Below are 23,071 nucleotides of genomic sequence, written 5' to 3'. Positions count from 1 at the left end.
CATGTCCCACGATCCGCAGATCGAGGCCGTCATCGACCTCGATGCCTTCGGCGCGAACATCGCGGCGCTCGCCGCGTGCGCCCCGTCGTCGATGGTCATGACGGTCGTCAAGGCCAATGCGTACGGCCACGGGATGGTGCCGATGGCCCGAGCCGCGCGCGCCTCGGGGTCGTCGTGGCTGGGCGTCGCGACGATCGAGGAGGCGCTCGCCCTGCGTGCTGCGGGCGACCGCGGCCCGCTGATGTGCTGGCTGGCCAGCCCGGGTGCCGCGTTCGCCGCAGCGGTCGAGGCCGATGTCGAGGTCACGGCCTCGTCGGTCGCGCAGCTCGAGGAGATCATCGCCGTCGCGCCGTCACGGCCGAGGGTCCAGCTCAAGGTCGACACGGGATTGTCGCGCAATGGTGCGCGTGGCAAGGAGTGGACCGCGCTGGTGGAGGCTGCGTCGTCGGCCCGCGCGGCCGGACGCGTCGACATCACCGGCGTCTGGTCGCACTTCGCGTGCGCGGACGATCCCGACCACCCGGCCAATGACTCCCAGGAGGCGGTGTTTCGCGCCGCCGTCGACCAGATGGTGGCGGCAGGTCTCGAGCACGGGATCCGCCACATCAGCAACTCCGCAGCCACGCTCGTCCGGCCGTCCGCGCACTTCGACCTGGTCCGCATCGGCATCGCGGCCTATGGCATCCGCCCCGATTCGGGCATGACGTACTCCACCCGGCTGACCCCCGTCATGACGTTGCGGACGCGGCTGGCGCAGGTCAAGCGCGTCCCCGCCGGGGCGAAGGTGTCCTACGGGCAGACCTGGACGGCCGAGCGCGAGACCACGCTGGGCCTGGTGCCGATGGGATATGGCGATGGCATCGCGATCTCGGCGTCGAACCGGGCCGAGGTGCAGGTCGGCGGCGCCCGCGCGCCGATCGCGGGACGGGTCTGCATGGACCAGCTGGTCGTCGACCTGGGCGATCGTCCCGCCGAGCCGGGTGACATCGCAACGCTGTTCGGCCCGGGTCATGACGGTGAGCCGACTGCGGAAGACTGGGCAGCGGCATCGGGAACGATCGCCTACGAGGTGGTCACCCGGCTGGGTGGCCGCACCGTGCGGACCTACAAGGGTGAGAACTCATGAGCAAGACCGTCAAGCTCGCCGGGACGGCCGGGGCCTTCGTGGTGGCCGGTGCCGCCGCGACCCTGCTGAACGGCCGCCAGCGCACGAGGCGCCGGCGCCGGCGCGGTGAGGACGTCGAGTTCGGCACCGTCCGCAGCGACGGCCTCACGGTCGTCGCGAGCGACGGGGTGCCGCTGCACGTCGAGGTCGACGAGGCCGACCGCAAGACGCCCACCATCGTCTTCCTGCACGGCTGGGTCGAGAACATCGACATCTGGCACTACCAGCGGCTCGCGCTGCGGGGGCAGGTGCGGATGGTCTTCCTCGACTCGCGGTCCCACGGACGGTCCGGCCGGGCCTCGGTGACGCGGTCGACGCTCGCCGATCTGGCGGACGACGTGCTGACCGTCATCGACCAGCTGGTGCCGCGCGGCCCCATCGTGCTGGTCGGCCACTCGATGGGCGGCATGACGATCATGCAGCTGGCCCGGACCCACCCCGAGCTGTTCGGGCGGCGCATCAAGGGTGTCGTGCTGCTGGGCACCAGCTCCGGGCAGCTGATGCGCACCAGTCCCGCCCTTCGATACCTCGTGCCGATGCTGCGCACGGGCGCCCCGGTGCTGGACTGGGGACGCCGATTCAACAGCTACTCGGTCATCCGTCGGTGGGGCCTGGGGCCGGCAGCCGCCGAGCGTCACGCCGACATGGCCAACGAGATGATCCTGCAGGCGCCCACGCACGTGCTGGTCGACTTCTACCCCAACTTCGTCGACCTCGACCTCGAGGCGGGACTCGCGGCGCTGGGCCGCGCCCGCACCACCGTCGTGGGGGGCACCGCTGATCTGCTGACGCCGGTCAGGCACAGCAGGCGGCTGGCCGACCTGATCCCGGACGCCAAGCTCGTGGTCCTGCCCGATGTCGGTCACATGCTGATGTTCGAGGACCACGAGGCCGTGACCCAGGCCATCGAGGACGTCCTGGCCGATGTGCGGGAGGACATGTGAGCCCCAGCAACGCCCTCAACGTCATCGACGCGCGGCCCGAGCACGCTGGGGTGATCGTGGACATCATCCATCGTTCATTCGGCGCGCGGCCGGTCCTCGATCCACCGACGACGGCACTGGACGAGACGGTCGAGTCCGTCGCGGAGACCCTGCGGACCGCCGGTGGCCTGCTGGTCGAGCGCCGTGGGCTGCCGATGGGTGCGCTGCTGTTCGACGAGTCGCGGCCAGGCCAGCTCGGCCTGCGACGGGTCTGCGTCGACCCCGACATCCAGGCGCGCGGTGTCGCGTCGGCGATGGTCGGTGTCGCCGAGGACACCGCCGAGGAGCGCGGCAAGGACGGCATCTGGCTCAACGTCCGCGAGGAGCTGCCGGAGACGGTGAAGTTCTGGTCGCGACGGCTGTACGAGCCGGTCGGCCGGCAGGGGCCGTTCATCGAGTTCGGCAAGACGTTGTGGCTGGCGCGTGAGGTGCCCACGCCCGAGGAGATGCAGGGGCTCGCGGCGAGGCTGGCGCCGTTGCTGCACGCCGGCGATCTCCTGGTCCTGTCCGGCGACCTGGGCGCCGGCAAGACGACGTTCACCCAAGGGCTCGGCGAGGCGCTCGGCGTCCGTGGGCCCGTCACGTCGCCGACGTTCGTGCTGGCGCGCACGCATCCGTCCCTGGTCGGCGGGCCGCCGTTGGTGCACGTCGATGCGTATCGCCTGGGTGACCTGAGCGAGATCGACGACCTCGACCTCGACTCGACCACCGACCTGGCCGTGACGGTCGTCGAGTGGGGTGACGGCATGGCCGAGCAGCTCACCGACAGCTGGCTGCACGTCAAGATCGAGGTGCGCGGCCCCCGTCCGATCGATCCCCTGGGCACCCCCCACGACGGGGACGTCCCCGAGGAGTTCGAGGCGCGGGTCGTCACCATCAAGCCGCACGGCCCCCGCTGGGTCGGCGTGCCCCTGCGCTCCACCCTGCTCGCCTGACCCCACCCCCCCAAACGCTGACGCGTGGGTTGTGAACCGTGAGGCGTGGGTTGTGAACCGTGACGCGTGGGTTGTGAACCGTGACGCGTGGGTTGTTGTCAGTGACAACCCACGCGCGGGCGTGCGAAAGCCACGCCTCAGCGTGCGTAACCCACGCGTCGGCGTGCGTAACCCACGCCTCACGGGTCGTAACCCACGCGTCAGCGTTAGGGTGGCGGGTGTGCTGCTGCTTGCGTTCGACACTGCCACTCCGGTCATCACGGTCGCCGTCCACGACGGCCAGCGGGTGGTCGGCGAGGCGTCCGGCGAGGGCGCGATGGCACACGGCGAGCTGCTCGCGCCAGCGATCCGCGAGGCCATGGCGCAGGCCGGTGCGGCGATGGGCGATCTCACCGATGTCGCCGTCGGCGTCGGGCCGGGACCCTTCACGGGGCTGCGCGTCGGCGTCGTCACTGCCCTGACGCTCGGCTCGACGCTGGGACTGGTGACGCACGGCGTGTGCTCGCTGGACATCGTCGCGGCCGACGTGCAGGTCGAGGGCGAGTTCCTGGTGGCGACGGACGCCCGCCGCAAGGAGGTCTACTGGGCCCGGTACGGGGGTGGGCACGTCCGCCTCGACGGACCGCACGTCCTCAAGCCCGCCGACCTGGCGGCGCAGCATCCTGATCTGCCGGCCTACGGCCAGGGCGCCCAGCTCTACGACGGTGTCCTGCGCGCCGCCGGCGCGGCCAGCCCGCGCGCCGCTGCCCTGGCCGAGCTCGTGGTGTCGGGACGAGCGGCCCGGCTGCCGTTGGAGCCGTTGTACCTGCGTCGCCCCGATGCCGTCCCGCAGGTCGCCGTCAAGCGCGCATGAGCCGGCCGGCTGACGCGGACGACGTCGCGGCGATCGTCGCGATCGAGCAGGCCTGCTTCGGAGCCTCGGCCTGGAGCGAGCGGCTGGTGGCCGACGAGATCGCCAGCGACCGGCACATCGTGCTGGTCAGCGATGACGTCGCAGGCTACGGCGCGATCTCGTTGGCGGGGGACGTCGCCGACCTGGACCGCATCGCGGTGCTGCCGCAGTTCCGGGGACGTGGTCTGGCCAGGGAGCTGCTGACCGACCTGGTGGACCGGGCCCGCGACCTCGGTGCGGATCGGATGCTCCTGGAGGTCGCTGCCGACAACACCGCGGCCATCGGGCTGTACGAGGCACACGGCTTCGACACCATCAGCACCCGCCGCGGCTACTACGCCGGCGGCGTCGACGCGCGCGTCATGCAGATCACGATCCAGGAGTGGCGCTGACCGGTTGCCGCATTGCCGGACCGTGGAAGGCTGGATGCATGACCGAAGTACCTGAGACCCCCGACACGGCAGAAACCCTCCCGACGGACGGGATCGGTCCCGACCAGGACGCGATCTTCGACGATCCCGACGAGGTCATGGACCAGGGATACTCGCCGCCGGAGAAGTACCGCGGCGAGGGATTCGGCACGACGGCCGAGGAGCAGCTGGAGGGCGAGAGCCTCGAGGAGCGCCTGCGCCAGGAGGAGCCCGAGCCCGATCCGTACGCGCCCGAGCCGGAGAACCTCGACGACGGCGAGGTCGGCTCCGTGCGCGCCGGACGCCTGGTCGACCCCGACGGCGGCATCGGCGAGGACACCGAGAAGGACCTCGTGGGCGAGGACGTGGGCATCGACGGCGCCGCGGCCAGCGCCGAGGAGGCCGCTGTCCACATCGTCGACGACCAGGACTGACCGCAGAACCCCGGAATCAGTGCCCGTGCGTGCACTCGGCCACGGAGCCGAGTGCACGCGTGTGCACTACCCTGACCGCATGCGCGACTACACGTACCCGGCCACGATCATCACCGCCAAGACGCTGTTCAAGGTGCTCGGCATGAAGTTCCAGACGTCCGGCACCGAGCACATCCCGCGCACCGGCGGCGCCATCCTGGCGGCCAACCACATCAGCTACGTCGACTTCATCTTCGACGGCCTCGCCGCCCAGCCCAGCGACCGTCTGGTGCGGTTCATGGCCAAGAAGGACGCCTTCGACCACAAGATCTCCGGGCCGATCATGCGCTCGTTCCACCACATCAGCGTCGACCGCGCCAACGGCCAGCAGTCGTACGACGACGCGGTCCGCTATGCACGCGACGGTGAGATCGTCGGCATCTTCCCCGAGGCGACCATCAGCCGCTCCTTCGAGATCAAGGATCTCAAGACCGGGGCCGTGCGGATGGCCGCCGAGGCGGGCGTCCCGCTGATCCCGATGGTCACCTGGGGCACGCAGCTGCTCAAGACCAAGGACCACCCCTCGGACCTCCTGGGCCGCGGCAAGACGATCGGCCTGCACGTCGGTGCCCCCCTGGACGTCACGGGGGAGGATCCCGTCGCCGAGACGGCGCGGCTGCGCGCAGCGATGAGCGATCTGCTGGACCGCGCGATCCTGGAGTACCCGCTCAGCCCCGTGGGTCAGTGGTGGGCCCCGGCGCGGCACGGCGGCACCGCTCCGACCCTCGAGGAGGCGGCGAAGCTCGACGAGCAGGAGTACGCCGCCCGGGCGGCCCGTCGCGCGGAGCGCACCGGGAGCTGAGCCAGGGCGTTCAGATCGTCCGGCGCGGAGGGTCCTGCGGGTGCAGACTGGATCAACCCCACCCAGGAGGCACACATGAAGGCAGTCATCGGATCCACCGTCGTCGCCGAGGCACCCACCGAGGACCTCGTGAAGATCGAGGGCAACTGGTACTTCCCGCCGGCGAGCCTGGCCGAGGGTGCCTTCGAGAAGAGCCCCACCCAGTACCACTGCCCCTGGAAGGGCGACGCGCAGTACTGGAACGTCGGTTCGGGTGAGGACGTCGCTCCCGACGGCGGGTGGTCGTACCCCGAGCCGCTGGCGGGCGCCGCCGACCGGGTCGGGCAGGACTTCGCCGGCTACGTCGCCTTCGACAAGTCCCAGGTCGCGATCGCGGAGTAGCCGGCGGCGACTCCGCCGCGCCAACGTCATCCCGCACGTGCCGCAGGCGCCCCGCCCGGGATGACGTCCCGGGTCAGTCGCCCGTGCTGCCGTCGGCCAGCTCGCGCAGGATGTCGAGGTGTCCGTTGTGGCGGGCCGTCTCCTCGATGAGGTGCAGCAGGATCCAGCGCGCGGTCACGGGCTGCTCGCGTCCACCGCGGCGGACCATGTCGAGCTCGACCTCGGCGAAGGTGGCGCGCGTGCGGGCGGCCTCCTGCTCGTACAGCTCGATCGCCTCGGTGACCGTGAGGTCCTCGCCCTGGCGGAACTCGGCGTCCGGGTCCTCGTCGGTCCACGGCGCCTCGTCCTCGCCACCGAACAGATCGGCGTTGACCCACGAGCGCTCGACCCACCGCAGGTGGTTGAGCAGGTTGACCGGGGTCATCAGCGGCGACTCGGGAAGGGGAGCCCGGTGGGCCAGCTCCTCGCTGAGGCCGCTGACCTTCGCGACCGCGGTGTCCTGCGTGTAGTGCAGCATCTGCAGCAGGACCGACCGCTCGTCGTACGCGTCAGGGATGTCGTCGGTGCGCGTCATCTGCCCACAGTGCCACACCGGAGCCCGGTGGCAACATGATCGGTTCCCGGGTGCCTGACACAATGTGCGGGTGAGTGAACCGCTGGTGATGGGCATCGAGTCGTCCTGCGACGAGACGGGTGTCGGCATCGTCCGCGGCGCCGAGCTGCTCGCGCACGCACTGAGCTCGAGCATGGAGCAGCACGTCCGTTTCGGCGGCGTCGTCCCCGAGGTCGCCAGCCGCGCGCACCTCGAGGCGATGGTCCCGACCCTGGAGCAGGCGTATGCCGAGTCGGGCATCCGGGTGCAGGACGTCGACGCGATCGCCGTCACGAGCGGCCCCGGCCTGACCGGCGCGCTGCTGGTCGGCGTCGCAGCCGCCAAGGCCCTGGCGCTGGCGCACGACAAGCCGCTCTACGGGGTCAACCACCTCGCCGCCCACGTCGCGGTCGACCAGCTCGAGCACGGACGCTTCGGCGAGCGGGTCGCGGCGCTGCTGGTCAGTGGCGGGCACACCGAGCTGCTGCTGGTCGACGACATCGTCACCGGCATCACGATGCTCGGCCAGACGATCGACGACGCGGCGGGGGAGGCCTTCGACAAGGTGGCCCGTCTGCTCGACCTGCCGTATCCCGGCGGCCCGCACATCGACCGGGTCGCCCGCGACGGCGACCCCACCGCGATCGCGTTCCCGAGGGGCCTCACGACGGGCCGCGACATGGACAAGCACCGTTACGACTTCTCCTTCTCGGGCCTCAAGAGCGCCGTGTCCCGTCATGTCCAGCACGAGCACCGGATGGGTCGGCCGGTCAACACCGCCGACGTCGCCGCCTCGTTCCAGGACGCCGTGTGCGACGTGCTGACCAAGAAGACCATCGCGGCGTGCCTGGAGCACGATGTCGACACGTTGATCATCGGCGGTGGCGTCGCGGCGAACGCGCGGCTGCGCCACTTCGCGCAGGAGCGCGCCGCCAAGGCGGGCATCAAGGTCCGCATCCCGCGCCTCGGCCTGTGCACCGACAACGGCGCGATGGTGGCGGCCCTGGGCGCGGAGGTCGTCCGGCGCGGCATCGCGCCGTCCTCGCTGGACCTGCCGGCCGACTCCAGCATGCCCGTGACGCAGGTCGTGGCGGCCTAGTCCGTGGAGAGCTCCCGCACGCCCCTGCTCCGCCGACCGCTGCCGGTCCTGGCCGCGATCGTGGTCGGCATCGCCCTGATCGTCGGCGGCGCCGTGTGGTGGACCGGGCAGGAGTCGAACGACGACGCCGCGGCCGCGCCGGGTGCCGCCGAGACGAGCTCGCCGGCGAAGAAGGCCCCGACCGGCTGGGGGCCGACGAAGGCGGAGCGGACGCAGGCCGCCGTGCTGGCCGACGCCCTGCCGCTGGAGGACCTGGCCGGCCAGCTCATCGTCGCCCGGAGCTTCTCCAACGAGTCGTCGCTGGCGCTCGTGCGCGACAAGCACTTCGCCGGGGTCATGGTGACCGGCCAGCAGATCCTGGACGTCACGACCGACGACCCGCTGACCGAGGTCAAGGCGTTCAACCAGGAGCTGCAGGAGGCCGGCGGCGACCGCGGCTTCCCGGTCATGGTGCCGATCGACCAGGAGGGTGGGCTGGTCGCGCGCCTGACCGATCCGCTGACGACGTTCCCGACGTTCATGTCGGCGGGCGCGGCCATCGCGGGCCACGGTGACACCGGTGCGGCGACCGTCACGGCGGCGGCGCAGGCATCCGGCGCCGAGCTGCGGGCGGCCGGCTACAACACCGTGTTCGCCCCCGACGGCGACATCACGATCGGGCCCGCCGACCCCATCATCGGCAGCCGCTCGGCCGGCTCCGATGCGCAGACGGTCGCCAAGGCCGTGGTCGCCGCGGTGAAGGGCTACTCCGAGGCGGGCATGATCTCGGCGGTCAAGCACTTCCCGGGGCACAACGTCAGCACCGACAGCCACAAGGGCCTGCCGCGTCTCGAGAGCGACAAGCAACGGCTGCGCACGCACGATCTCGTGCCGTTCGAGGCGGCGGTCACGGCCGCGGCGCCCGGCATCATGACGGGGCACCTGGACGTCCGCGCGATCGAGGCCGGTGTCCCGGCGTCGATGTCGCGCAAGGTCATCACGACGGGCCTGCGCGAGAACCTGGGCTACGACGGCCTGGTCATCAGCGACTCCTTGGGCATGGGCGCGGTGATGCAGCGGTACCCCGGCGGCCAGGCCACGGTCGAGGCGATCAAGGCCGGCAGCGACCTCGCCCTGATGCCGGCGGACAACGAGCAGGCGTACGACGCCGTGCTCAAGGCGCTGAAGTCCGGCGAGATCCCCGAGCAGCAGGCCCGCGACTCGGCAGCGCGGACGATCGCGTACCTGCTGCACTCGCAGGCCTCGCCGCAGCTCCCGGGCGAGCCGGGCAGCCACGAAGAGCAGTCCGAGCAGCTGAGCCTGCACGCGGCTACTGTCGTCGCCCACCCGTGCCCGGTCCCGAAGATCACCGCGGTCATGCCGTCCGGCTCGGCAGAGGCGGTCGCCGCGTTCCGTGTCGCCGCCCAGGAAGCCGGTCTGCCGCTGGGGTCCGGGACGTCGGTCGCGCTGCTGGGACCAGGCGTGCCCGCCGCGAGCGCCGCGGTGGTGGTGTCCACCGACACGCCGTACGGCCTCGCGCGCAGCTCGGCGCCCACCAAGGTCGCGCTGTACGGCCGGGACGTCCCGGCGATGCGTGCCCTGGTCAAGATCCTGATGGGCAAGGCACGGGCCCAGGGCAAGCTGCCGGTCGACATCGGGCTGCCGGCGCCGACCCGCTGCTGAGCTCAGCCGACGCGGCTGAACCGCACCACCTGGCCGGGGCGGGCCTGGGCGAGCCGGTCGGTGTGCGGATCGGTGACCACGGCGATCACCGGGTACCCGCCGGTGACCGGGTGATCGGGCCCGAAGATCATCGGCTGGCCCGCGGCCGAGACCTGGATGCTGCCCCGCACGACCGGCTCACTGGGCAGCTCGTGGTGCACGACCCGCTCCAGCGCGGTGCCCTCGAGCCGGACGCCGACCCGGTCGGACGTGGGGGAGACCTGCCAGGCGTCCTGCAGCAGCCGTCGTACGGAGGCCGGGGTGAACCAGTCGTCGCGCGGGCCCAGCACCACGTCCAGGACGATGTCGCCGGATCGGCCGAGGGCGGGGACGTCGTCGAGCCAGGGCATGGGACCGGACGGCGCGGTGGCCAGGATCTGCCCGGCGGCGAGCAGCGGGGGTCCCAGCCCGCTGAGGGTGTCGGACGACGCGGACCCGAGCTCCGGCGGTGCGGCGATTCCGCCGGCGGCTCCGAGGTAGGTCCGCAGACCGATCGTCGGCGGCTCGATCACCAGACGCTGCCCGGCCCTGACCGGTGTCGCGCGCCCGGAGGTGACGGGACGCCCGTCGATCAGGACCGGTCCGGCTGCGCCGGCCACGGCGATGACGTGCGGCTCCTGGGCGCGCAGGACGAGGCCGCCGTACGTCTCGACGGCCGCGGCACCCACGTCGTTGCCGAGCAGGGCGTTGACCTGGCGCAGCGCGCCGCGGTCGAAGGCGCCCGATGCGCCGACCCCCAGGTGGCCCATGCCGGGGCGCCCGAGGTCCTGCAGGAGGCTGCCGTGCCCGGAGTGCTCGACGACGAATGTCATGCGACCACGAACCGCACCGTGCAGCCGGCGACCAGCAGCGCCGGACGGTCGCGCGCGGAGTCCCACATCGCCAATGACGTCCGGCCGATCAGCTGCCAGCCGCCGGGGGAGCGACGCGGGTAGACGCCGCTGAACTCACCGGCCAGGCCGACCGCACCGGGCGGGACGCTGGAGCGCGGCGAGCTGCGCCGCGGGACGTTCAGGCGTGGGTCGCCGCCGACCAGATAGCTGAAACCCGGGGCGAAGCCGGTGAAGGCCACGGTCCACGGGGTCCCGGTGTGCGCGGCCACGACCTCGTCGGGAGTGAGGCCGGTCAGCGATGCGACGTCGGCGAGATCGTCCCCGTCGTACGTCACCGGGATCTCGACCGTCGCGCCGCTGTCGGCCGCGGAGGGCCCGGGCCGCGTGCCGCCGATCAGCGCCCGCGCCTCGGCGGGCTCACCGCGCACGAGGACCGTCCGGGCGCCGAGCACGACCTCCGCGCGGTTCTCGAGCGCGGCGAACCAGCCCTGTGCCTCGTCGAGCGATGCGCAGTCGATCAGCACGGCCCGGTCGCCGCAGGGCAGGATCCTCATCAGGCGCTCGTGACCTCGGCGCCCGCGCCCTCCAGCGCGATGCGGACGGCGCGGGCCAGGTCGAGCGCGCCGGGGGAGTCGCTGTGCACGCAGATCGAGGCGACGTCGCGGTGCAGCCGCACGGCCTGGGCCGCGACGGCGGACGGATCGTCCAGGACGGCACCCGGCTCGCTGCGCGGCACCAGGCGTCCTGCGGCGGTGTAGGCCCGGTCGGCGAAGCCCTCGTGGACGACCGACAGGCCCGCGTCGACCGCGATCTCCAGCGCTCGCGAGCCGGGCAGGCCGAGCAGCGGCAGGGGGGCGTCCAGGTCGAGCATCGCGTCGACCACGGCCCGGGCGTGCTCCTCGTGGTGGACGATCGTGTTGTAGAGCGCGCCGTGCGGCTTGACGTACGTGACGGCACCCCCGGCGGACGTCGCGATGTCGTCCAGCAGCCGCACCTGGCGCACGACCTCGCGGCGCAGGGCTGCGGGTGGCAGGTCGACGAAAACCCGCCCGAAGCCGTCCCGGTCGGGGTAGCCGACCTGTGCCCCGATCGCCACGCCGCGCGAGACCGCCGCCTCGCAGGTGACCCGCATGAGCTCGGCGTCGCCGGCATATGCACCGCAGCACACATTGGCGGACGTGACGACGTCCAGCAGGCGGACGTCCTCGCCGGAGCGCCACCGCTCCCACGACTCACCGAGGTCCGCGTTCAGGTCGATGCGCACGAGCCCCCCAAGATTTGGCGGCCGATCAACCCTTTTGGTTGATGCGAAGCAGGGAAACGGTTGCTGAGAGGCCAAATTTTGGTCCAGGGCATGGCTAGAGCCTCTCGACCAGGTAGGCGCGGCCCTGGCCCTGCACGCGGGTCATCACCACGATGGCCTCGTTCCTGCCCTTGAGCTTCATCCTGCGGATCACTTCCTCGGGGACGATGTCGACGCCGCGCTTCTTGATCGTCAGCGTCCCGACGCCCCGGGCCTGCAGGGCGGCCTTGAGCGGCTTCTCGCGGAACGGCAGCTCCTGGACGATCCGGAACCCGCGGGCCAGCGGCGTCTCCACGGCCGCATCCGAGCTGACGTAGGCGATGTGCGGATCGGGCAGCCGCCCGTCGATCATGGCCGCGAGCTCGCCGACCAGGCCGGCGCGGATGACCGCGTCGTCGGGCTCGTACAGGTACGCCCCGACGTCGCCGACCTCGGCGGGCCGCCCGGTCGCGACCAGCTCCGCCCCGGACGGGAGCACCGTGGCGCGGCGGCCTGCTGCGGCGAACGGCACGCCCCACAGGCAGGCCTCGACCAGGTCCCCGCCGTCGCTGACCCACTCGGCCTCGACCCCGTCGGGGACCGCATCGTGCGCCAGGCCCGGCATGACCTTCGCGACCGCCCGCCCTGCCAACAGCTCGCGGACCCAGTCCCAGGGCGGCTGCAGATCGGCGGTCGAGAACGTCCGGCCGCGTCCGTCCCGTCGCGCCGGGTCGATGAAGGCGACCTCGTCGGGACGAATCGACACCTCCTGCGCATCGGCGCAGACCACCTCGCCGGGCAGTCCCAGCGCGCGCAGGTTCGCCTCGGCGATCGCGGCCCGGACGGGATCCTTCTCGACCCCGCGGACCGCGAGCCCGGCTCGGGCCAGCGCGATCAGGTCGCCGCCGATGCCGCAGCCGAGATCCACGACCGAGGAAGCGCCGGTCGCGGCCAGCCGCTCGGCGCGATGCTGCGCGACCCGCATCCGGGTGGACTGCTCGAGGGCGTCGTGGGTGAAGTACATGCGCCCGGCGGCCGCGCCGAACTTGCCGGCTGCCTTGCCCCGCAGGTGGTTCTGGGTCACCGCGGCGGCCACGAGCGCCGGGTCGTAGGTCCTGCGCAACCGGGTGCCCAGGGCGAGATCGCTCTCGACGCCGGCCCGCGCGGCGATCTCGGCGAGGAGCTGCTGCCCCGCCGGGGTCATGAGCTGGGCGAACGTCTCCGGGTCCATGCCCCAAGTCTGCCGGTCGCCCGGGACCTTTGGCGGGCGACGTCCGGGCGGGCCTGTGCCAGCGTCTAGCCATGGCAACGGCGATGGCGGAGCAACGAGCGCCCGAGGCGCACACGCTGACCGGACGGGCGCGCACGGTCGCCTTCTTGACCATCGCGCTGGGGATGCTGCTGGCGGCGCTGGACTCCACGGTCGTGTCGACGGCGCTGCCCACGATCGTCGGCGACCTCGGCGGCGGCGACCACGTCTCGTGGGTGGTGACGTCCTACCTGCTGGCGCAGACCGTCGTCACGGCCGTCATCGGCAAGTTCGGCGACCAGTTCGGTCGCAAGACGATCTTCCAGCTGTCCGTCGCGATGTTCATCATCGGATCGGCGCTGTGCGGCATGGCCCAGGGCATGGGCTGGCTGATCGGCTCCCGCGCGCTCCAGGGCCTGGGTGCCGGCGGTCTCACCGTCACCGCGACCGCCCTGATCGCCGACATCATCCCGCTGCGCGACCGTGGCCGTTACCAGGGCGCGCTCGGCGCGGTCTTCGGCATCACCACCGTGCTGGGGCCGCTGCTGGGCGGTTTCTTCACCGACAACCTGAGCTGGCGCTGGGTGTTCTACATCAACGTGCCGCTCGCCCTGGTGGTCATCGCGGTCGCGGGCCGCACGCTCCCCAACGTCCGGGCGAAGGGTCGCCAGGTCATCGACTACGTCGGGATCGTGTTCATCACGATCGGTTCGACGTGCCTGGTGCTGGCGACCAGCTGGGGCGGCACCACGCACCCGTGGGGGTCGCCCACGATCATCGGCCTGTTCGCCGGCGGAGCGCTGGCCCTCGGGATCTTCGTGCTGGTCGAGCTGCGCGCAATCGAGCCGATCCTGCCGATGCGCCTGTTCAAGGAACGGGTGTTCTGGACGTGCTGTGCGCTCTCGTTCGTCGTCGGGTTCGCCATGATGGGCTCGATCACCTTCCTGCCGACGTTCCTGCAGTACGTCGACGGCGTGAATGCCATGGACTCCGGCGTGCGGATGCTGCCGATGGTGCTGGGCCTGATGCTCACCGCGATCACCTCGGGCAACATCGTCAGCAAGACCGGGCGGTACAAGATCTTCCCGGTGGTCGGGACCCCGGTCATCGCGATCGGCCTGCTGCTGCTCAGCCGGCTCGACGAGAGCAGCCCGGCGCTCCAGGAGGCCGGGTCGATGTTCGTGCTGGGCCTCGGCATCGGGGCATCGATGCAGGTACTGACCATCATCGTGCAGAACACCGTCGACTACCGCGACCTCGGCGTCGCGACCTCCGCGGTCACCTTCTTCCGCACCTTGGGGGGTGCGTTCGGCGCAGCGGTGTTCGGCTCGCTGTACTCCAACTTCTTGTCCGGCCGCCTGCCCGAGGCGATCGCGGCGACCAAGGGAGCGGTGACACCCCAGGACGCGTCCACGCCGTCGGCGCTGCACAAGCTCCCGGACCAGACGATCCAGCCGGTCGTCCATGCCTATGCCGAGTCGCTCGACCACGTCTTCGTGTGGGCGGCGCCCGTGGCGCTGCTGGGACTCCTGATCGCCCTGTTGATCCCGCAGGTCACGCTGCACGGAAGCGTCAAGCCCGGTGCGGCCGATCTGGGGGAGGGTTTCGCGATGCCGGACTCCGCGAGCGCCGAGGACCGGTTGGCCACGCGCATCGCGCGGCTGGTGTACGCCGACCACGGCCGCCCGCTGCTCCAGATCATGCAGGACGCCGACCTGGGGCTCGACGAGGGCCGGACCTGGGCCCTGCTGGAGGTGCACGGGCGTGCCCGGGCGGGCCATCCGGCCAGCCTGGGCGATGTCGCGCAAGCGCACCGGGTGCCGGCGATCGTCCTGCAGCCGACGTTCCAGAGCCTGCTGCACTCGGGGCACCTGGCCGGTTCGCTGGCCGATCTCACGATGACGCCGAGGGGCACCGAGGCCATGCACGAGCTCGGTGCGTTCGCCAAGACGTGGATCGTCGGCCATCTGGAGGGCATCGACGACGTGGACGAACCGGTGATCGACGCTGCAATCCAGCGCATCATCGAGCGCCTCCTGAAAGAGATCGCAGAACGTGGCCAGGAGCCGGTAGCAGTCGCCTCGTGAGAGTGCTAACTTTGGTACTGGCACTCCCACCATGAGAGTGCCAATTCACCGGTGAGAACGACCCCCGCGACGGCGTCCTCACCAACGTCCAACGTTTCACCGTTGAAAGGGGAGGTCGACACGTGTCGGTCACCATCAAGCCGCTCGAAGACCGCCTGGTCATCCAGGTCGTCGAAGCAGAGCAGACCACTGCATCCGGACTCGTCATCCCGGACACCGCCAAGGAGAAGCCGCAGGAAGGCATCGTCGTCTCGGTCGGCCCCGGTCGGGTCGATGACAACGGCAACCGCGTCCCGCTGGACGTCGCCGAGGGCGACAAGGTCATCTTCAGCAAGTACGGCGGCACCGAGGTCAAGTACGCGGGCGAGGAGTACCTCATCCTCTCCGCGCGCGACGTTCTCGCTGTCGTTTCGTGATCTGACGCCCCGGCGCCCCAGCGGGGCGCCGGGGTCTCTCACGTTTTCGGACACACCGCCTGGACGTCTGTCCAGCGCACCCCGTTGCACCCATCGTTTTTGAAAGAGGCTCATATGCCCAAGATTCTCGAATTTGACGAGAACGCCCGCCGCTCTCTCGAGCGTGGCGTCGACAAGCTCGCCAACACCGTCAAGGTGACCCTCGGCCCCAAGGGTCGCTACGTGGTCCTCGACAAGAAGTGGGGCGCGCCCACCATCACCAACGACGGCGTGACCGTCGCCCGTGAGATCGAGCTCGACGACCCGTTCGAGAACCTCGGCGCCCAGCTGGCCAAGGAAGTTGCCACCAAGACCAACGACGTCGCCGGTGACGGCACGACGACCGCGACCGTCCTGGCCCAGGCCATGGTCCACGAGGGCCTGCGCGCCGTCGCCGCCGGCGCCAACCCGGTCGGCCTCAAGAAGGGCATCGAGGCTGCCGTCAAGGCCGTCGTCGAGCAGCTGCACACCGTCGCCCGCGATGTCGACGACATCAAGGACATGACCGACGTCGCCACCGTGTCGTCGCGTGACGCGCACATCGGCGAGCTCATCGCCGAGGCCTTCGACAAGGTCGGCAAGGACGGCGTGATCACCGTCGAGGAGTCCAACACCATGGGCACCGAGCTGGAGTTCACCGAGGGCATGCAGTTCGACAAGGGCTACCTGTCGCCGTACATGGTGACCGACACCGAGCGCATGGAGGTCGTCCTGGACGATCCCTACATCCTGGTCAACCAGGGCAAGATCTCCTCGGTCAGCGATCTGCTCCCGATCCTGGAGAAGGTCGTCCAGGCCGGCAAGCCGCTGTTCATCATCGCCGAGGACGTCGAGGGCGAGGCGCTCTCGACCCTGGTCGTCAACAAGATCAAGGGCACGTTCACCTCGGCCGCGGTCAAGGCTCCCGCCTTCGGCGACCGCCGCAAGGCGATGCTGCAGGACATCGCGATCCTGACCGGCGCCGAGGTCGTGACCCCCGATGTGGGTCTCAAGCTCGACACGATCGGTCTGGAGGCGCTGGGCACCGCCCGTCGCATCGTCATCACCAAGGACGACACCACGATCATCGAGGGCGGCGGCGACAAGGCCGGCGTCGACGGTCGGGTCAGCCAGATCAAGGCCGAGATCGAGAACACCGACTCGGACTGGGACCGCGAGAAGCTCCAGGAGCGTCTGGCCAAGCTGGCCGGCGGCGTCTGCGTCATCCAGGTCGGCGCGGCCACCGAGGTCGAGCTCAAGGAGAAGAAGCACCGCATCGAGGACGCCGTCTCGGCGACCCGCGCGGCCATCGAGGAGGGCATCGTCGCCGGCGGCGGCTCCGCCCTCGTCCACGCCGTTTCGGTCCTGGACGACAACCTGGGCCTGACCGGTGACGAGGCCGTCGGTGTCCGCATCGTGCGCATCGGCGCCGACGCCCCGCTGGAGTGGATCGCCCGCAACGGCGGCGTCTCCGGCGAGGTCGTCGTCAACAAGGTCCGCGAGTCCGGCAAGGGCTACAACGCGGCCACCGGTGAGTACGGCGACCTGGTCGAGCAGGGTGTCCTCGACCCGGTGAAGGTGACGCGTTCCGCGCTCGCCAACGCCGCGTCGATCACCGCGATGCTGCTGACGACCGAGACGCTGATCGTCGAGAAGCCGGCCGTAGAGGCCGACGACGCGCACGCCGGTCACAACCACTGACCTGCACTCATCGGCAACGCCCGCCCCGGTTCTCCGGGGCGGGCGTTGTACGTTTCGAAGGTGCCCCATGACTTCGCCGCCCTGCGTGCCGAGCTCGAGCTGCCCCCGCCGGGTGAGAGCGACCGGTTCCCGGACGACGTCCTGGCCGAGGCCCGTGCCATCGCCGCACGCGTGCTCGTGCACGATCCGGACGTGGAGGACGCCACGTCGATCCCGTTCGTGACGATCGACCCGCCGGGCGCCCGCGACCTGGACCAGGCGATGTTCCTCGAGCGGGTCGGCGACGGGTTCCGGGTCCACTACGCGATCGCCGACCTGGGCACGGCGATACCGCCAGGTGGCGCCGTGGACGTCGAGGCCCGGCAGCGCGGTCAGACGATCTACCTGCCGGACGGACGCGTCCCGCTGCATCCGGCCGAGCTGTCCGAGGGTGCCCTGAGCCTGCTGGCCGGGCAGGTGCGGTCCGCGGCGGTGTGGACGATCGACGTCGACGCGGCCGGGGAGGCCGGCGACGTCTCGGTGCGCCGTGCGCTGGTGAGATCGGTCGCCCAGCTGGACTACGACGGCGTCCAGGCGTCCTTCGACGCCGGCGACCCGCACCCGTCCGTCGAGGCGCTCGGTGACCTGGGCCGACTCCGCCTGAGCCTGCGGGTCTCGCTCGGCGCGATCGAGATCGCGCTGCCCGAGCAGGAGGTCGTGCGCGACCCGGCAGCGGAGTGGAAGGTCCGGATGCGGCGCCGCACCGACGTGGACGCATGGAATGCCGAGATCTCGCTGCTGACCGGCATGGCTGCCGCTCAGCTCATGCTCACGGCAGGCGTCGGTCTCCTGCGCACGCTTCCGCCCGCCGACCCGGAGGCGCTGGCCGCCTTCTGGGCCACGGCGAGGACCCTGGGCATCGTCGTGCCTGACGCGGCCACGCCCGCGCAGGTGCTGGCGACCCTCGACCCCGACCAGCCGGCGGCGATCGCGCTCATGCGAGAGGCGACCCGGTTGCTGCGCGGAGCGGGATACGAGGGATTCGACGGCGCGCCGCCCGAGCAGCCCATGCATGCCGGCATCGGGGCGCCGTACGCACACGTCACTGCGCCGCTGCGCCGGCTGGTCGACCGGTTCGGCGCCGAGGTGTGCCTGGCGATCTGCGCCGGGACCGAGGTCCCCACCTGGGTGCGGGACGCCCTGCCGGACCTCGGCCAGATCATGGCGGCCTCGGACCAGCGCGCCTCGGCGGCCGATCGTGCGGCGATCGACCTGGTGGAGGTCTGGGAGCTCGCGGGACGGGTCGGTGAGACCTTCGAGGCGGTCGTCATCCGCGCCGACGACGACGGCGGCGAGATCGTGCTGACCCATCCGCCGGTCGTCGCCCGGTGCTCGGGTGCTGGCCTGCCGGAGGGGGGCCGGGTCACGGTCGTCCTGGCCGAGGCCGACGAGCAGCAACGCCTCGTGTCCTTCACCCGCGCGTAGGGGTCCACGGAGCGGAGTGTCCTGCCATTAGGTTAGGCTTGCCTTGCATACCGTCCCCGACCCCTGGAGAACGATCCCGTGAAGCGCCGAATCGGTGCAGCCCTGGCTGCTGTTGCCCTCCTGACCCTGTCCGCCTGCGGTTCATCCGACTCCGACGGGGGCAAGGACGAGACCGCCGCGTTCTCGTACACCGATGACCTCGGCAACAAGATCGCTCTGGACGAGATGCCCGAGCGGCTGCTCGTCCAGTCGTCGATGGCCGCGGCCCTCACCGATCTGGGACTGGGCGACAAGATCGTCGGCGTGTTCGGTCCGTTGAAGGCCGATGGGGACGCCGAGCAGGTCGCCGGCCTCGACATCGACTCGGTCGAGGACGTGACGGGTGGCGGAGACTACGGCGACGTCGACGCGCAGAAGGCAGCGGGCCTCAAGCCGGACCTGATCATCACGAGCTCCTACCTCGAGCCCGATCTGTGGTACCTGAACGAGGCTTCGGCCAAGAAGCTGAAGAACCTGGCGCCGATCATGGTCGTGAGCTTCGACGGCAAGACGTTGCCCGAGCTGCTGGACAGCACCGAGCGCGCCGCCGAGGCCCTCGGCGCCGACCTGGACTCGGACGAGGTCACCGCGACCCACGATGCCTTCACGGCCGCCGGCGACCGGGTCAAGAAGATCTCGGCCGAGCTGGGTGACCGCACGATCCTGGCCGGCTCCGCAGCCAAGGACTACTACTACGTCTCCAACCCCAAGGTCAGCCCCGATCTGTCGTACTGGGTCGACGAGCTCGGTCTGCCGCTGACCATCCCGGACAACCCGGACGAGGGCGGCTACTTCGAGTCGCTGAGCTGGGAGAATGCCGACAAGTACCCGGCCGACATCTTCCTGTACGACGACCGCATCGGCGAGGCGGGCCTGAAGCTGCTCGACGGCGAGAAGGTCTTCGCCACGCTCGACGCGGCCAAGAACGACGCCTACGTCCCGTGGTCCTCGGTCGCACCGCCGAGCTACCAGGCCTACGCCGACCTGATGGACCGTCTGGTCGACGACCTGGAGAAGCAGCTCTAGGCGTCAACCGCCCGTCACCACGACGGCCGACGAGATGCTCGTCGGCCGTCGTGGTGTTTCTAGACCGACTCGGTGCGGCGGGTCGACAGACCGGCCAGGAAGATGTCGACCTTGCGGTCGTAGAGGCCGCGGCCGGCCCAGACCTCGTCGTTGTTGTAGGCCTCCAGGACGGGGATGTCCTCGCGGCGCACGTGGGACTTGTCCATGCGGGACAGCCGTGCCATCTGCGAGGAGCTGTCCAGCGCCTGCGCGATGATGAACTCGACGGCCACGGCGGCGTCCTCCATCGAGAACTGCTGCCGGTGCAGCTCGGCGATCCAGGCGTCCATCTTCTCCAGCAGGGCCGGGGAGGGCTTGGGGGCCATCTGGGAGGCGCGGTCCAGGCCCGGGTGCAGGCCACAGGCCCGCCACACGGCCATGCCGATCTCGCGCAGGAGGTCGTCCCAGGGCTGATCGGTGTCGGGCCAGGTCGTGGACAAGAACGCTTGGTCGAGAGCGCGCACGAGCAGATCGTCGCGGTCGGTCACGTAGCGGTAGAGGCCCGAGTGGGCGACGCCCAGTCGGCGCGCGACCGAGGGCATGCTGAAGGTCGCGATTCCATCGTCCAGCGCGGCTGCGGCGATGGCGTCGACCGTGAGGGCGCGCGGGCGCCCAGGCTTGCGTTCCATTGGGTCAGCCTATCCCGGTCCGGGACATCCCCCTACCCGCTTGGGGCCCTTCTCAGCGTCATCACGGGATGCTAATGGGCCGTCGGGGAGCGCTTCGGGGCAGGGATATGGTTGAGGAATGGACAACACGGGCATCCCAGACAAGTTCGCGCCTCTCGGGCTGACCTACGACGACGTCCTGCTGCTGCCGGGTTACTCGGACCTCAACCCGGCCGACATCGACACGACGTCGCGGCTGACCCGTGAGATCTCGTTGAAGGTTCCGCTGATCAGCGCCGCGATGGACACCGTGACCGAGTCGCGGATGGCGATCGCGATGGCACGTCAGGGCGGGATCGGTGTGCTGCACCGCAATCTGTCCATCGACGACCAGGCCTACCAGGTCGATCTGGTCAAGCGGACGCAGACCGGCATCATCTCCAACCCCGTCACGATCGGCCCCGATGCGACGCTGGAGGAGCTCGACCGCCTCTGTGGCGAGTACCGCGTCTCCGGGCTCCCCGTGGTCGATGCGGGCCAGAAGCTGCTCGGCATCATCACCAACCGCGACCTGCGGTTCACCCCGGTCGCCGACTGGTCCAGCACCAAGGTCAACGAGATGATGACCCCGATGCCGCTGATCACCGGCGACGTCGGCATCTCCCGCGAGGACGCGACGCTGCTGCTGCGCAAGCACAAGCGCGAGCGGCTCCCGCTGGTCGACGGCGAGGGACGTCTGGCCGGCCTGATCACCGTCAAGGACTTCGTCAAGGGCGAGCAGTTCCCCGATGCCTCCTACGACGCCGACGGCCGCCTCATGGTCGGCGCGGCGATCGGCTACTTCGGCGATGCGTGGCAGCGAGCCACGACCCTGATCGAGGCCGGGGTGGACGTGCTGGTGGCCGACACCGCGCACGGCCACGTCCGCATGCTGCTGGACATCGTCAAGCGCCTGAAGACCGATCCGGCCACCCGTCACGTCCAGGTCATCGGCGGCAACGTCGCGACCCGCGACGGTGCCCAGGCCTTCGTCGACGCCGGGGTGGACGCCGTCAAGGTCGGCTTCGGGCCCGGCTCGATCTGCACGACCCGTGTGGTCACCGGTTGCGGCGTCCCCCAGGTCACGGCTGTCTACGAGGCGTCCCTGGCCTGTGCGCCCGCGGGCGTCCCGGTGATCGCCGACGGCGGGCTGCAGCAGTCCGGCGACATCGCCAAGGCGCTGGTCGCCGGCGCGGAGACCGTCATGATCGGTTCGATGCTCGCCGGTGTCGAGGAGTCGCCCGGCGAGGTCATCTTCATCAACGGCAAGCAGTTCAAGGCCTACCGCGGCATGGGTTCGCTCGGCGCGATGAGCAGCCGCGGCAAGAAGTCGTACTCCAAGGACCGCTACTTCCAGGCCGAGGTCACCAGCGACGACAAGATCGTGCCCGAGGGTGTCGAGGGACAGGTCGCGTTCCGCGGCCCCCTGTCCGCCGTCGCCCACCAGCTCATCGGCGGTCTCAACCAGTCGATGTTCTACATCGGTGCCCGGACGATCCCCGAGCTGCAGGAGAAGGGGCGCTTCGTGCGCATCACGTCGGCGTCGCTCAAGGAGAGCCACCCGCACGACATCCAGATGACCGCTGAGGCGCCCAACTACTTCGCCCGCTGAGCGGCGGCTGTGTCCTTCGGCACGTGCCGGTGAGGGCCGCGGCCGCGTGCCGAGATGACCGACGGGGTCCGTCACCACTACCGTGAAGACGTGACCAACCGCAACGTTGCCGTGTTCATCGACGCCGAGAACCTGTTCAAGGGGTACGGCAAGCTTGAGATCCCCGACATCTCGATGGAGCAGATCCTCGAGCAGCTCGAGGCCGCCGCGGCGCGGGAGGCCGGTGCCGGCGACATCGCGCTGGCCCGGGCCTACGCCGACTGGGGTGCGCTGGGGCTGGAGGACTACCGCCGCGACGTCGAGCGGGCCGGGGTCGAGACGGTCCAGGTCTTCTCGGTCAGCAAGGCCGAGAAGAACGCGGCCGACATCGTGCTGGTCGTGGACTGCCTGCGCGCCGCGGGCGACCTGGACCAGCTCGAGGTGTTCGTCATCGTGTCCGCCGACGGTGACTTCGTCCCGCTGGTGCGCCGCCTGCACGAGCTGGACAAGTACGTCATCGGCGCGACGTTGGCCGATCACCCGGTCAACAACGTGCTCGAGCGCGAGGTCGACCAGTACGTGCCGCTCAAGACCAAGCCCGTCCCGCCGGCCGCGGCCCTGCAGCCGCTGTTCTCCGGTGACCCGACGTCGGCCCGGATGATCCCGCCGCCCAGGACCCGCGCGGACCACAAGCCCGAGCACAGGGCCGAGCCCAAGGTCGAGTCCAAGCCCGACGCCAGGGCCGATCAGAAGGCCGACCGCAGCGCCGATCAGCCCTCCCGGCGCCACGACCGGTCGGCGGAGAAGAAGGCCGACCAGCCGAGGGGCAGGCGTCAGGACTCCCCGCGGAGGTCGGCGAAGATCTCCTGGCACGACCTGGCCAAGGAGATCGAGGTCGTCCACGCCGCACCCGCGTCCTCGCCCGATGACTACAAGGCGATCGTCCACCAGGTGCTGGCCGACCCGAAGGTCCGCAGCTTCGCCGACAAGCTGGCCGACCAGGGTGGGCCGCTGCCCATCCTGGCGATGGCGCTGAAGGCCGCTGCGCCCCGGCTCAGCCCTTCGGACGCACGGGTGGGCTCGCTGTCCCGGGCGTTGCGATTCGCGCTGTCCGGCACCGAGTACGCGTTGGCCCGTGAGAGCGACGACGTGCAGCCCGTCCTGGTGCGACGCTCGACGAAGCCCGCGGGCATGATGACGGACCTGTCGCTCGACGACATCCAGCGCGGCGTGCAGTAGGCCGGGC

23 protein-coding genes are annotated in these 23,071 nt (G+C 70.7%); 17 read left to right on the top strand and 6 right to left on the bottom strand.

Annotated features, from left to right (window positions below):
• Position 1 precedes the first annotated feature (1 nt).
• The 8 genes from alr to NQV15_RS14850 all read left to right on the top strand — a co-directional run bounded on the left by alr (position 2) and on the right by NQV15_RS14850 (position 6,041).
• Positions 2–1,126 (top strand): alanine racemase, encoded by a 1,125-nt coding sequence (alr, locus tag NQV15_RS14885; RefSeq protein ID WP_232400877.1) that lies wholly within the window; start codon positions 2–4, stop codon positions 1,124–1,126.
• The gene (locus NQV15_RS14880; RefSeq protein WP_232400879.1) at positions 1,123–2,109 is read left to right on the top strand and encodes an alpha/beta fold hydrolase; all 987 of its coding nucleotides are present in this window, start codon (positions 1,123–1,125) and stop codon (positions 2,107–2,109) included. The genes alr and NQV15_RS14880 overlap by 4 nt, the downstream gene beginning before the upstream one ends.
• Positions 2,106–3,083, top strand: coding sequence for a tRNA (adenosine(37)-N6)-threonylcarbamoyltransferase complex ATPase subunit type 1 TsaE (gene tsaE / locus NQV15_RS14875; RefSeq protein ID WP_232400890.1), 978 nt, complete (start codon positions 2,106–2,108; stop codon positions 3,081–3,083). Before NQV15_RS14880 ends, tsaE begins: the two co-directional genes overlap by 4 nt.
• 220 nt (positions 3,084–3,303) lie before the next feature.
• Complete coding sequence (gene tsaB / locus NQV15_RS14870) at positions 3,304–3,936, top strand: tRNA (adenosine(37)-N6)-threonylcarbamoyltransferase complex dimerization subunit type 1 TsaB (RefSeq protein WP_232400898.1); 633 nt, start codon at positions 3,304–3,306, stop codon at positions 3,934–3,936.
• Positions 3,933–4,367 (top strand): ribosomal protein S18-alanine N-acetyltransferase, encoded by a 435-nt coding sequence (rimI, locus tag NQV15_RS14865; RefSeq protein WP_232400901.1) that lies wholly within the window; start codon positions 3,933–3,935, stop codon positions 4,365–4,367. Before tsaB ends, rimI begins: the two co-directional genes overlap by 4 nt.
• A 38-nt stretch (positions 4,368–4,405) precedes the next feature.
• On the top strand, positions 4,406–4,819 hold the full coding sequence (locus NQV15_RS14860; protein WP_232400903.1) for a DUF5709 domain-containing protein: 414 nt from the start codon (positions 4,406–4,408) through the stop codon (positions 4,817–4,819).
• Positions 4,820–4,898: 79 nt separating this feature from the next.
• Positions 4,899–5,660: a lysophospholipid acyltransferase family protein gene (locus tag NQV15_RS14855; protein WP_232400913.1), complete on the top strand. Its 762-nt coding sequence runs from the start codon at positions 4,899–4,901 to the stop codon at positions 5,658–5,660.
• 75 nt (positions 5,661–5,735) lie between these two features.
• Entirely contained in the window at positions 5,736–6,041 is a 306-nt protein-coding gene (locus NQV15_RS14850; protein ID WP_232400915.1) for a DUF427 domain-containing protein, read from the top strand.
• Between the two features lie 73 nt (positions 6,042–6,114).
• Here the strand turns inward: NQV15_RS14850 and NQV15_RS14845 are convergent, their stop codons facing one another.
• A complete protein-coding gene (locus tag NQV15_RS14845) occupies positions 6,115–6,615 on the bottom strand; it encodes a DinB family protein (protein ID WP_232400916.1) in 501 nt (166 codons plus the stop codon).
• Between the two features lie 70 nt (positions 6,616–6,685).
• Here NQV15_RS14845 and tsaD point away from each other — a divergent pair, with 70 nt between their 5' ends.
• Both tsaD and NQV15_RS14835 read left to right on the top strand, forming a co-directional pair.
• Positions 6,686–7,732 (top strand): tRNA (adenosine(37)-N6)-threonylcarbamoyltransferase complex transferase subunit TsaD, encoded by a 1,047-nt coding sequence (tsaD, locus tag NQV15_RS14840; protein ID WP_232400919.1) that lies wholly within the window; start codon positions 6,686–6,688, stop codon positions 7,730–7,732.
• A gap of 3 nt (positions 7,733–7,735) precedes the next feature.
• Positions 7,736–9,394 (top strand): glycoside hydrolase family 3 N-terminal domain-containing protein, encoded by a 1,659-nt coding sequence (locus NQV15_RS14835; protein WP_232400921.1) that lies wholly within the window; start codon positions 7,736–7,738, stop codon positions 9,392–9,394.
• Between the two features lie 2 nt (positions 9,395–9,396).
• Here the strand turns inward: NQV15_RS14835 and NQV15_RS14830 are convergent, their stop codons facing one another.
• From NQV15_RS14830 to NQV15_RS14815, 4 genes are all read right to left on the bottom strand, one after another.
• On the bottom strand, positions 9,397–10,245 hold the full coding sequence (locus NQV15_RS14830) for a 5-oxoprolinase subunit C family protein (protein WP_232400923.1): 849 nt from the start codon (positions 10,243–10,245) through the stop codon (positions 9,397–9,399).
• Positions 10,242–10,820, bottom strand: coding sequence for a 5-oxoprolinase subunit B family protein (locus NQV15_RS14825; RefSeq protein ID WP_232400925.1), 579 nt, complete (start codon positions 10,818–10,820; stop codon positions 10,242–10,244). The genes NQV15_RS14830 and NQV15_RS14825 overlap by 4 nt, the downstream gene beginning before the upstream one ends.
• Positions 10,820–11,530 carry a LamB/YcsF family protein gene (locus NQV15_RS14820; RefSeq protein WP_232400927.1) on the bottom strand — a complete coding sequence of 237 codons (711 nt, stop codon included), beginning with the start codon at positions 11,528–11,530 and terminating at the stop codon, positions 10,820–10,822. Before NQV15_RS14820 ends, NQV15_RS14825 begins: the two co-directional genes overlap by 1 nt.
• Before the next feature lie 94 nt (positions 11,531–11,624).
• Positions 11,625–12,779 carry a class I SAM-dependent methyltransferase gene (locus tag NQV15_RS14815; protein ID WP_232400929.1) on the bottom strand — a complete coding sequence of 385 codons (1,155 nt, stop codon included), beginning with the start codon at positions 12,777–12,779 and terminating at the stop codon, positions 11,625–11,627.
• Between the two features lie 71 nt (positions 12,780–12,850).
• On the opposite strand from NQV15_RS14815, the gene NQV15_RS14810 reads away from it, so the two are divergent.
• The 5 genes from NQV15_RS14810 (at position 12,851) to NQV15_RS14790 (ending at position 19,548) form a co-directional block, all read left to right on the top strand.
• Positions 12,851–14,884: an MDR family MFS transporter gene (locus tag NQV15_RS14810; RefSeq protein WP_232400931.1), complete on the top strand. Its 2,034-nt coding sequence runs from the start codon at positions 12,851–12,853 to the stop codon at positions 14,882–14,884.
• A gap of 122 nt (positions 14,885–15,006) precedes the next feature.
• Positions 15,007–15,300: a co-chaperone GroES gene (groES, locus tag NQV15_RS14805; protein WP_056606353.1), complete on the top strand. Its 294-nt coding sequence runs from the start codon at positions 15,007–15,009 to the stop codon at positions 15,298–15,300.
• 114 nt (positions 15,301–15,414) lie between these two features.
• Positions 15,415–17,019 (top strand): chaperonin GroEL, encoded by a 1,605-nt coding sequence (gene groL, locus NQV15_RS14800; protein ID WP_232400933.1) that lies wholly within the window; start codon positions 15,415–15,417, stop codon positions 17,017–17,019.
• A gap of 60 nt (positions 17,020–17,079) precedes the next feature.
• Positions 17,080–18,483 (top strand): RNB domain-containing ribonuclease, encoded by a 1,404-nt coding sequence (locus tag NQV15_RS14795; protein WP_232400935.1) that lies wholly within the window; start codon positions 17,080–17,082, stop codon positions 18,481–18,483.
• 78 nt (positions 18,484–18,561) lie between these two features.
• Positions 18,562–19,548, top strand: a complete 987-nt coding sequence (locus NQV15_RS14790) for an ABC transporter substrate-binding protein (RefSeq protein ID WP_232400936.1) — start codon at positions 18,562–18,564, stop codon at positions 19,546–19,548.
• 59 nt (positions 19,549–19,607) lie between these two features.
• Here the strand turns inward: NQV15_RS14790 and NQV15_RS14785 are convergent, their stop codons facing one another.
• Positions 19,608–20,216, bottom strand: coding sequence for a TetR/AcrR family transcriptional regulator (locus tag NQV15_RS14785; protein WP_232400938.1), 609 nt, complete (start codon positions 20,214–20,216; stop codon positions 19,608–19,610).
• Between the two features lie 118 nt (positions 20,217–20,334).
• On the opposite strand from NQV15_RS14785, the gene guaB reads away from it, so the two are divergent.
• On the top strand, positions 20,335–21,846 hold the full coding sequence (gene guaB, locus NQV15_RS14780; RefSeq protein WP_232400948.1) for an IMP dehydrogenase: 1,512 nt from the start codon (positions 20,335–20,337) through the stop codon (positions 21,844–21,846).
• A gap of 90 nt (positions 21,847–21,936) precedes the next feature.
• Positions 21,937–23,064 (top strand): NYN domain-containing protein, encoded by a 1,128-nt coding sequence (locus tag NQV15_RS14775; RefSeq protein ID WP_232400950.1) that lies wholly within the window; start codon positions 21,937–21,939, stop codon positions 23,062–23,064.
• The last annotated feature ends 7 nt before the right edge of the window (positions 23,065–23,071 follow it).

Origin of the sequence: Aeromicrobium wangtongii, assembly GCF_024584515.1 — a bacterium.
In the GTDB taxonomy this organism is placed as follows: domain Bacteria; phylum Actinomycetota; class Actinomycetes; order Propionibacteriales; family Nocardioidaceae; genus Aeromicrobium; species Aeromicrobium wangtongii.
Note: the sequence above shows the minus strand (reverse complement) of the source record. Positions and strands in the feature narration are given on the sequence as shown.

Coding starts and splice junctions, on each gene's coding strand:
- NQV15_RS14830 (WP_232400923.1), bottom strand. CDS start 10,245: ATGACATTCGTCGTCGAGCACTCCGGGCACGGCAGCCTCCTGCAGGAC.
- guaB (WP_232400948.1), top strand. CDS start 20,335: ATGGACAACACGGGCATCCCAGACAAGTTCGCGCCTCTCGGGCTGACC.
- NQV15_RS14880 (WP_232400879.1), top strand. CDS start 1,123: ATGAGCAAGACCGTCAAGCTCGCCGGGACGGCCGGGGCCTTCGTGGTG.
- NQV15_RS14815 (WP_232400929.1), bottom strand. CDS start 12,779: ATGGACCCGGAGACGTTCGCCCAGCTCATGACCCCGGCGGGGCAGCAG.
- NQV15_RS14855 (WP_232400913.1), top strand. CDS start 4,899: ATGCGCGACTACACGTACCCGGCCACGATCATCACCGCCAAGACGCTG.
- NQV15_RS14785 (WP_232400938.1), bottom strand. CDS start 20,216: ATGGAACGCAAGCCTGGGCGCCCGCGCGCCCTCACGGTCGACGCCATC.
- NQV15_RS14850 (WP_232400915.1), top strand. CDS start 5,736: ATGAAGGCAGTCATCGGATCCACCGTCGTCGCCGAGGCACCCACCGAG.
- NQV15_RS14845 (WP_232400916.1), bottom strand. CDS start 6,615: ATGACGCGCACCGACGACATCCCTGACGCGTACGACGAGCGGTCGGTC.
- NQV15_RS14810 (WP_232400931.1), top strand. CDS start 12,851: ATGGCAACGGCGATGGCGGAGCAACGAGCGCCCGAGGCGCACACGCTG.
- groL (WP_232400933.1), top strand. CDS start 15,415: ATGCCCAAGATTCTCGAATTTGACGAGAACGCCCGCCGCTCTCTCGAG.
- NQV15_RS14860 (WP_232400903.1), top strand. CDS start 4,406: ATGACCGAAGTACCTGAGACCCCCGACACGGCAGAAACCCTCCCGACG.
- NQV15_RS14825 (WP_232400925.1), bottom strand. CDS start 10,820: ATGAGGATCCTGCCCTGCGGCGACCGGGCCGTGCTGATCGACTGCGCA.
- alr (WP_232400877.1), top strand. CDS start 2: ATGTCCCACGATCCGCAGATCGAGGCCGTCATCGACCTCGATGCCTTC.
- rimI (WP_232400901.1), top strand. CDS start 3,933: ATGAGCCGGCCGGCTGACGCGGACGACGTCGCGGCGATCGTCGCGATC.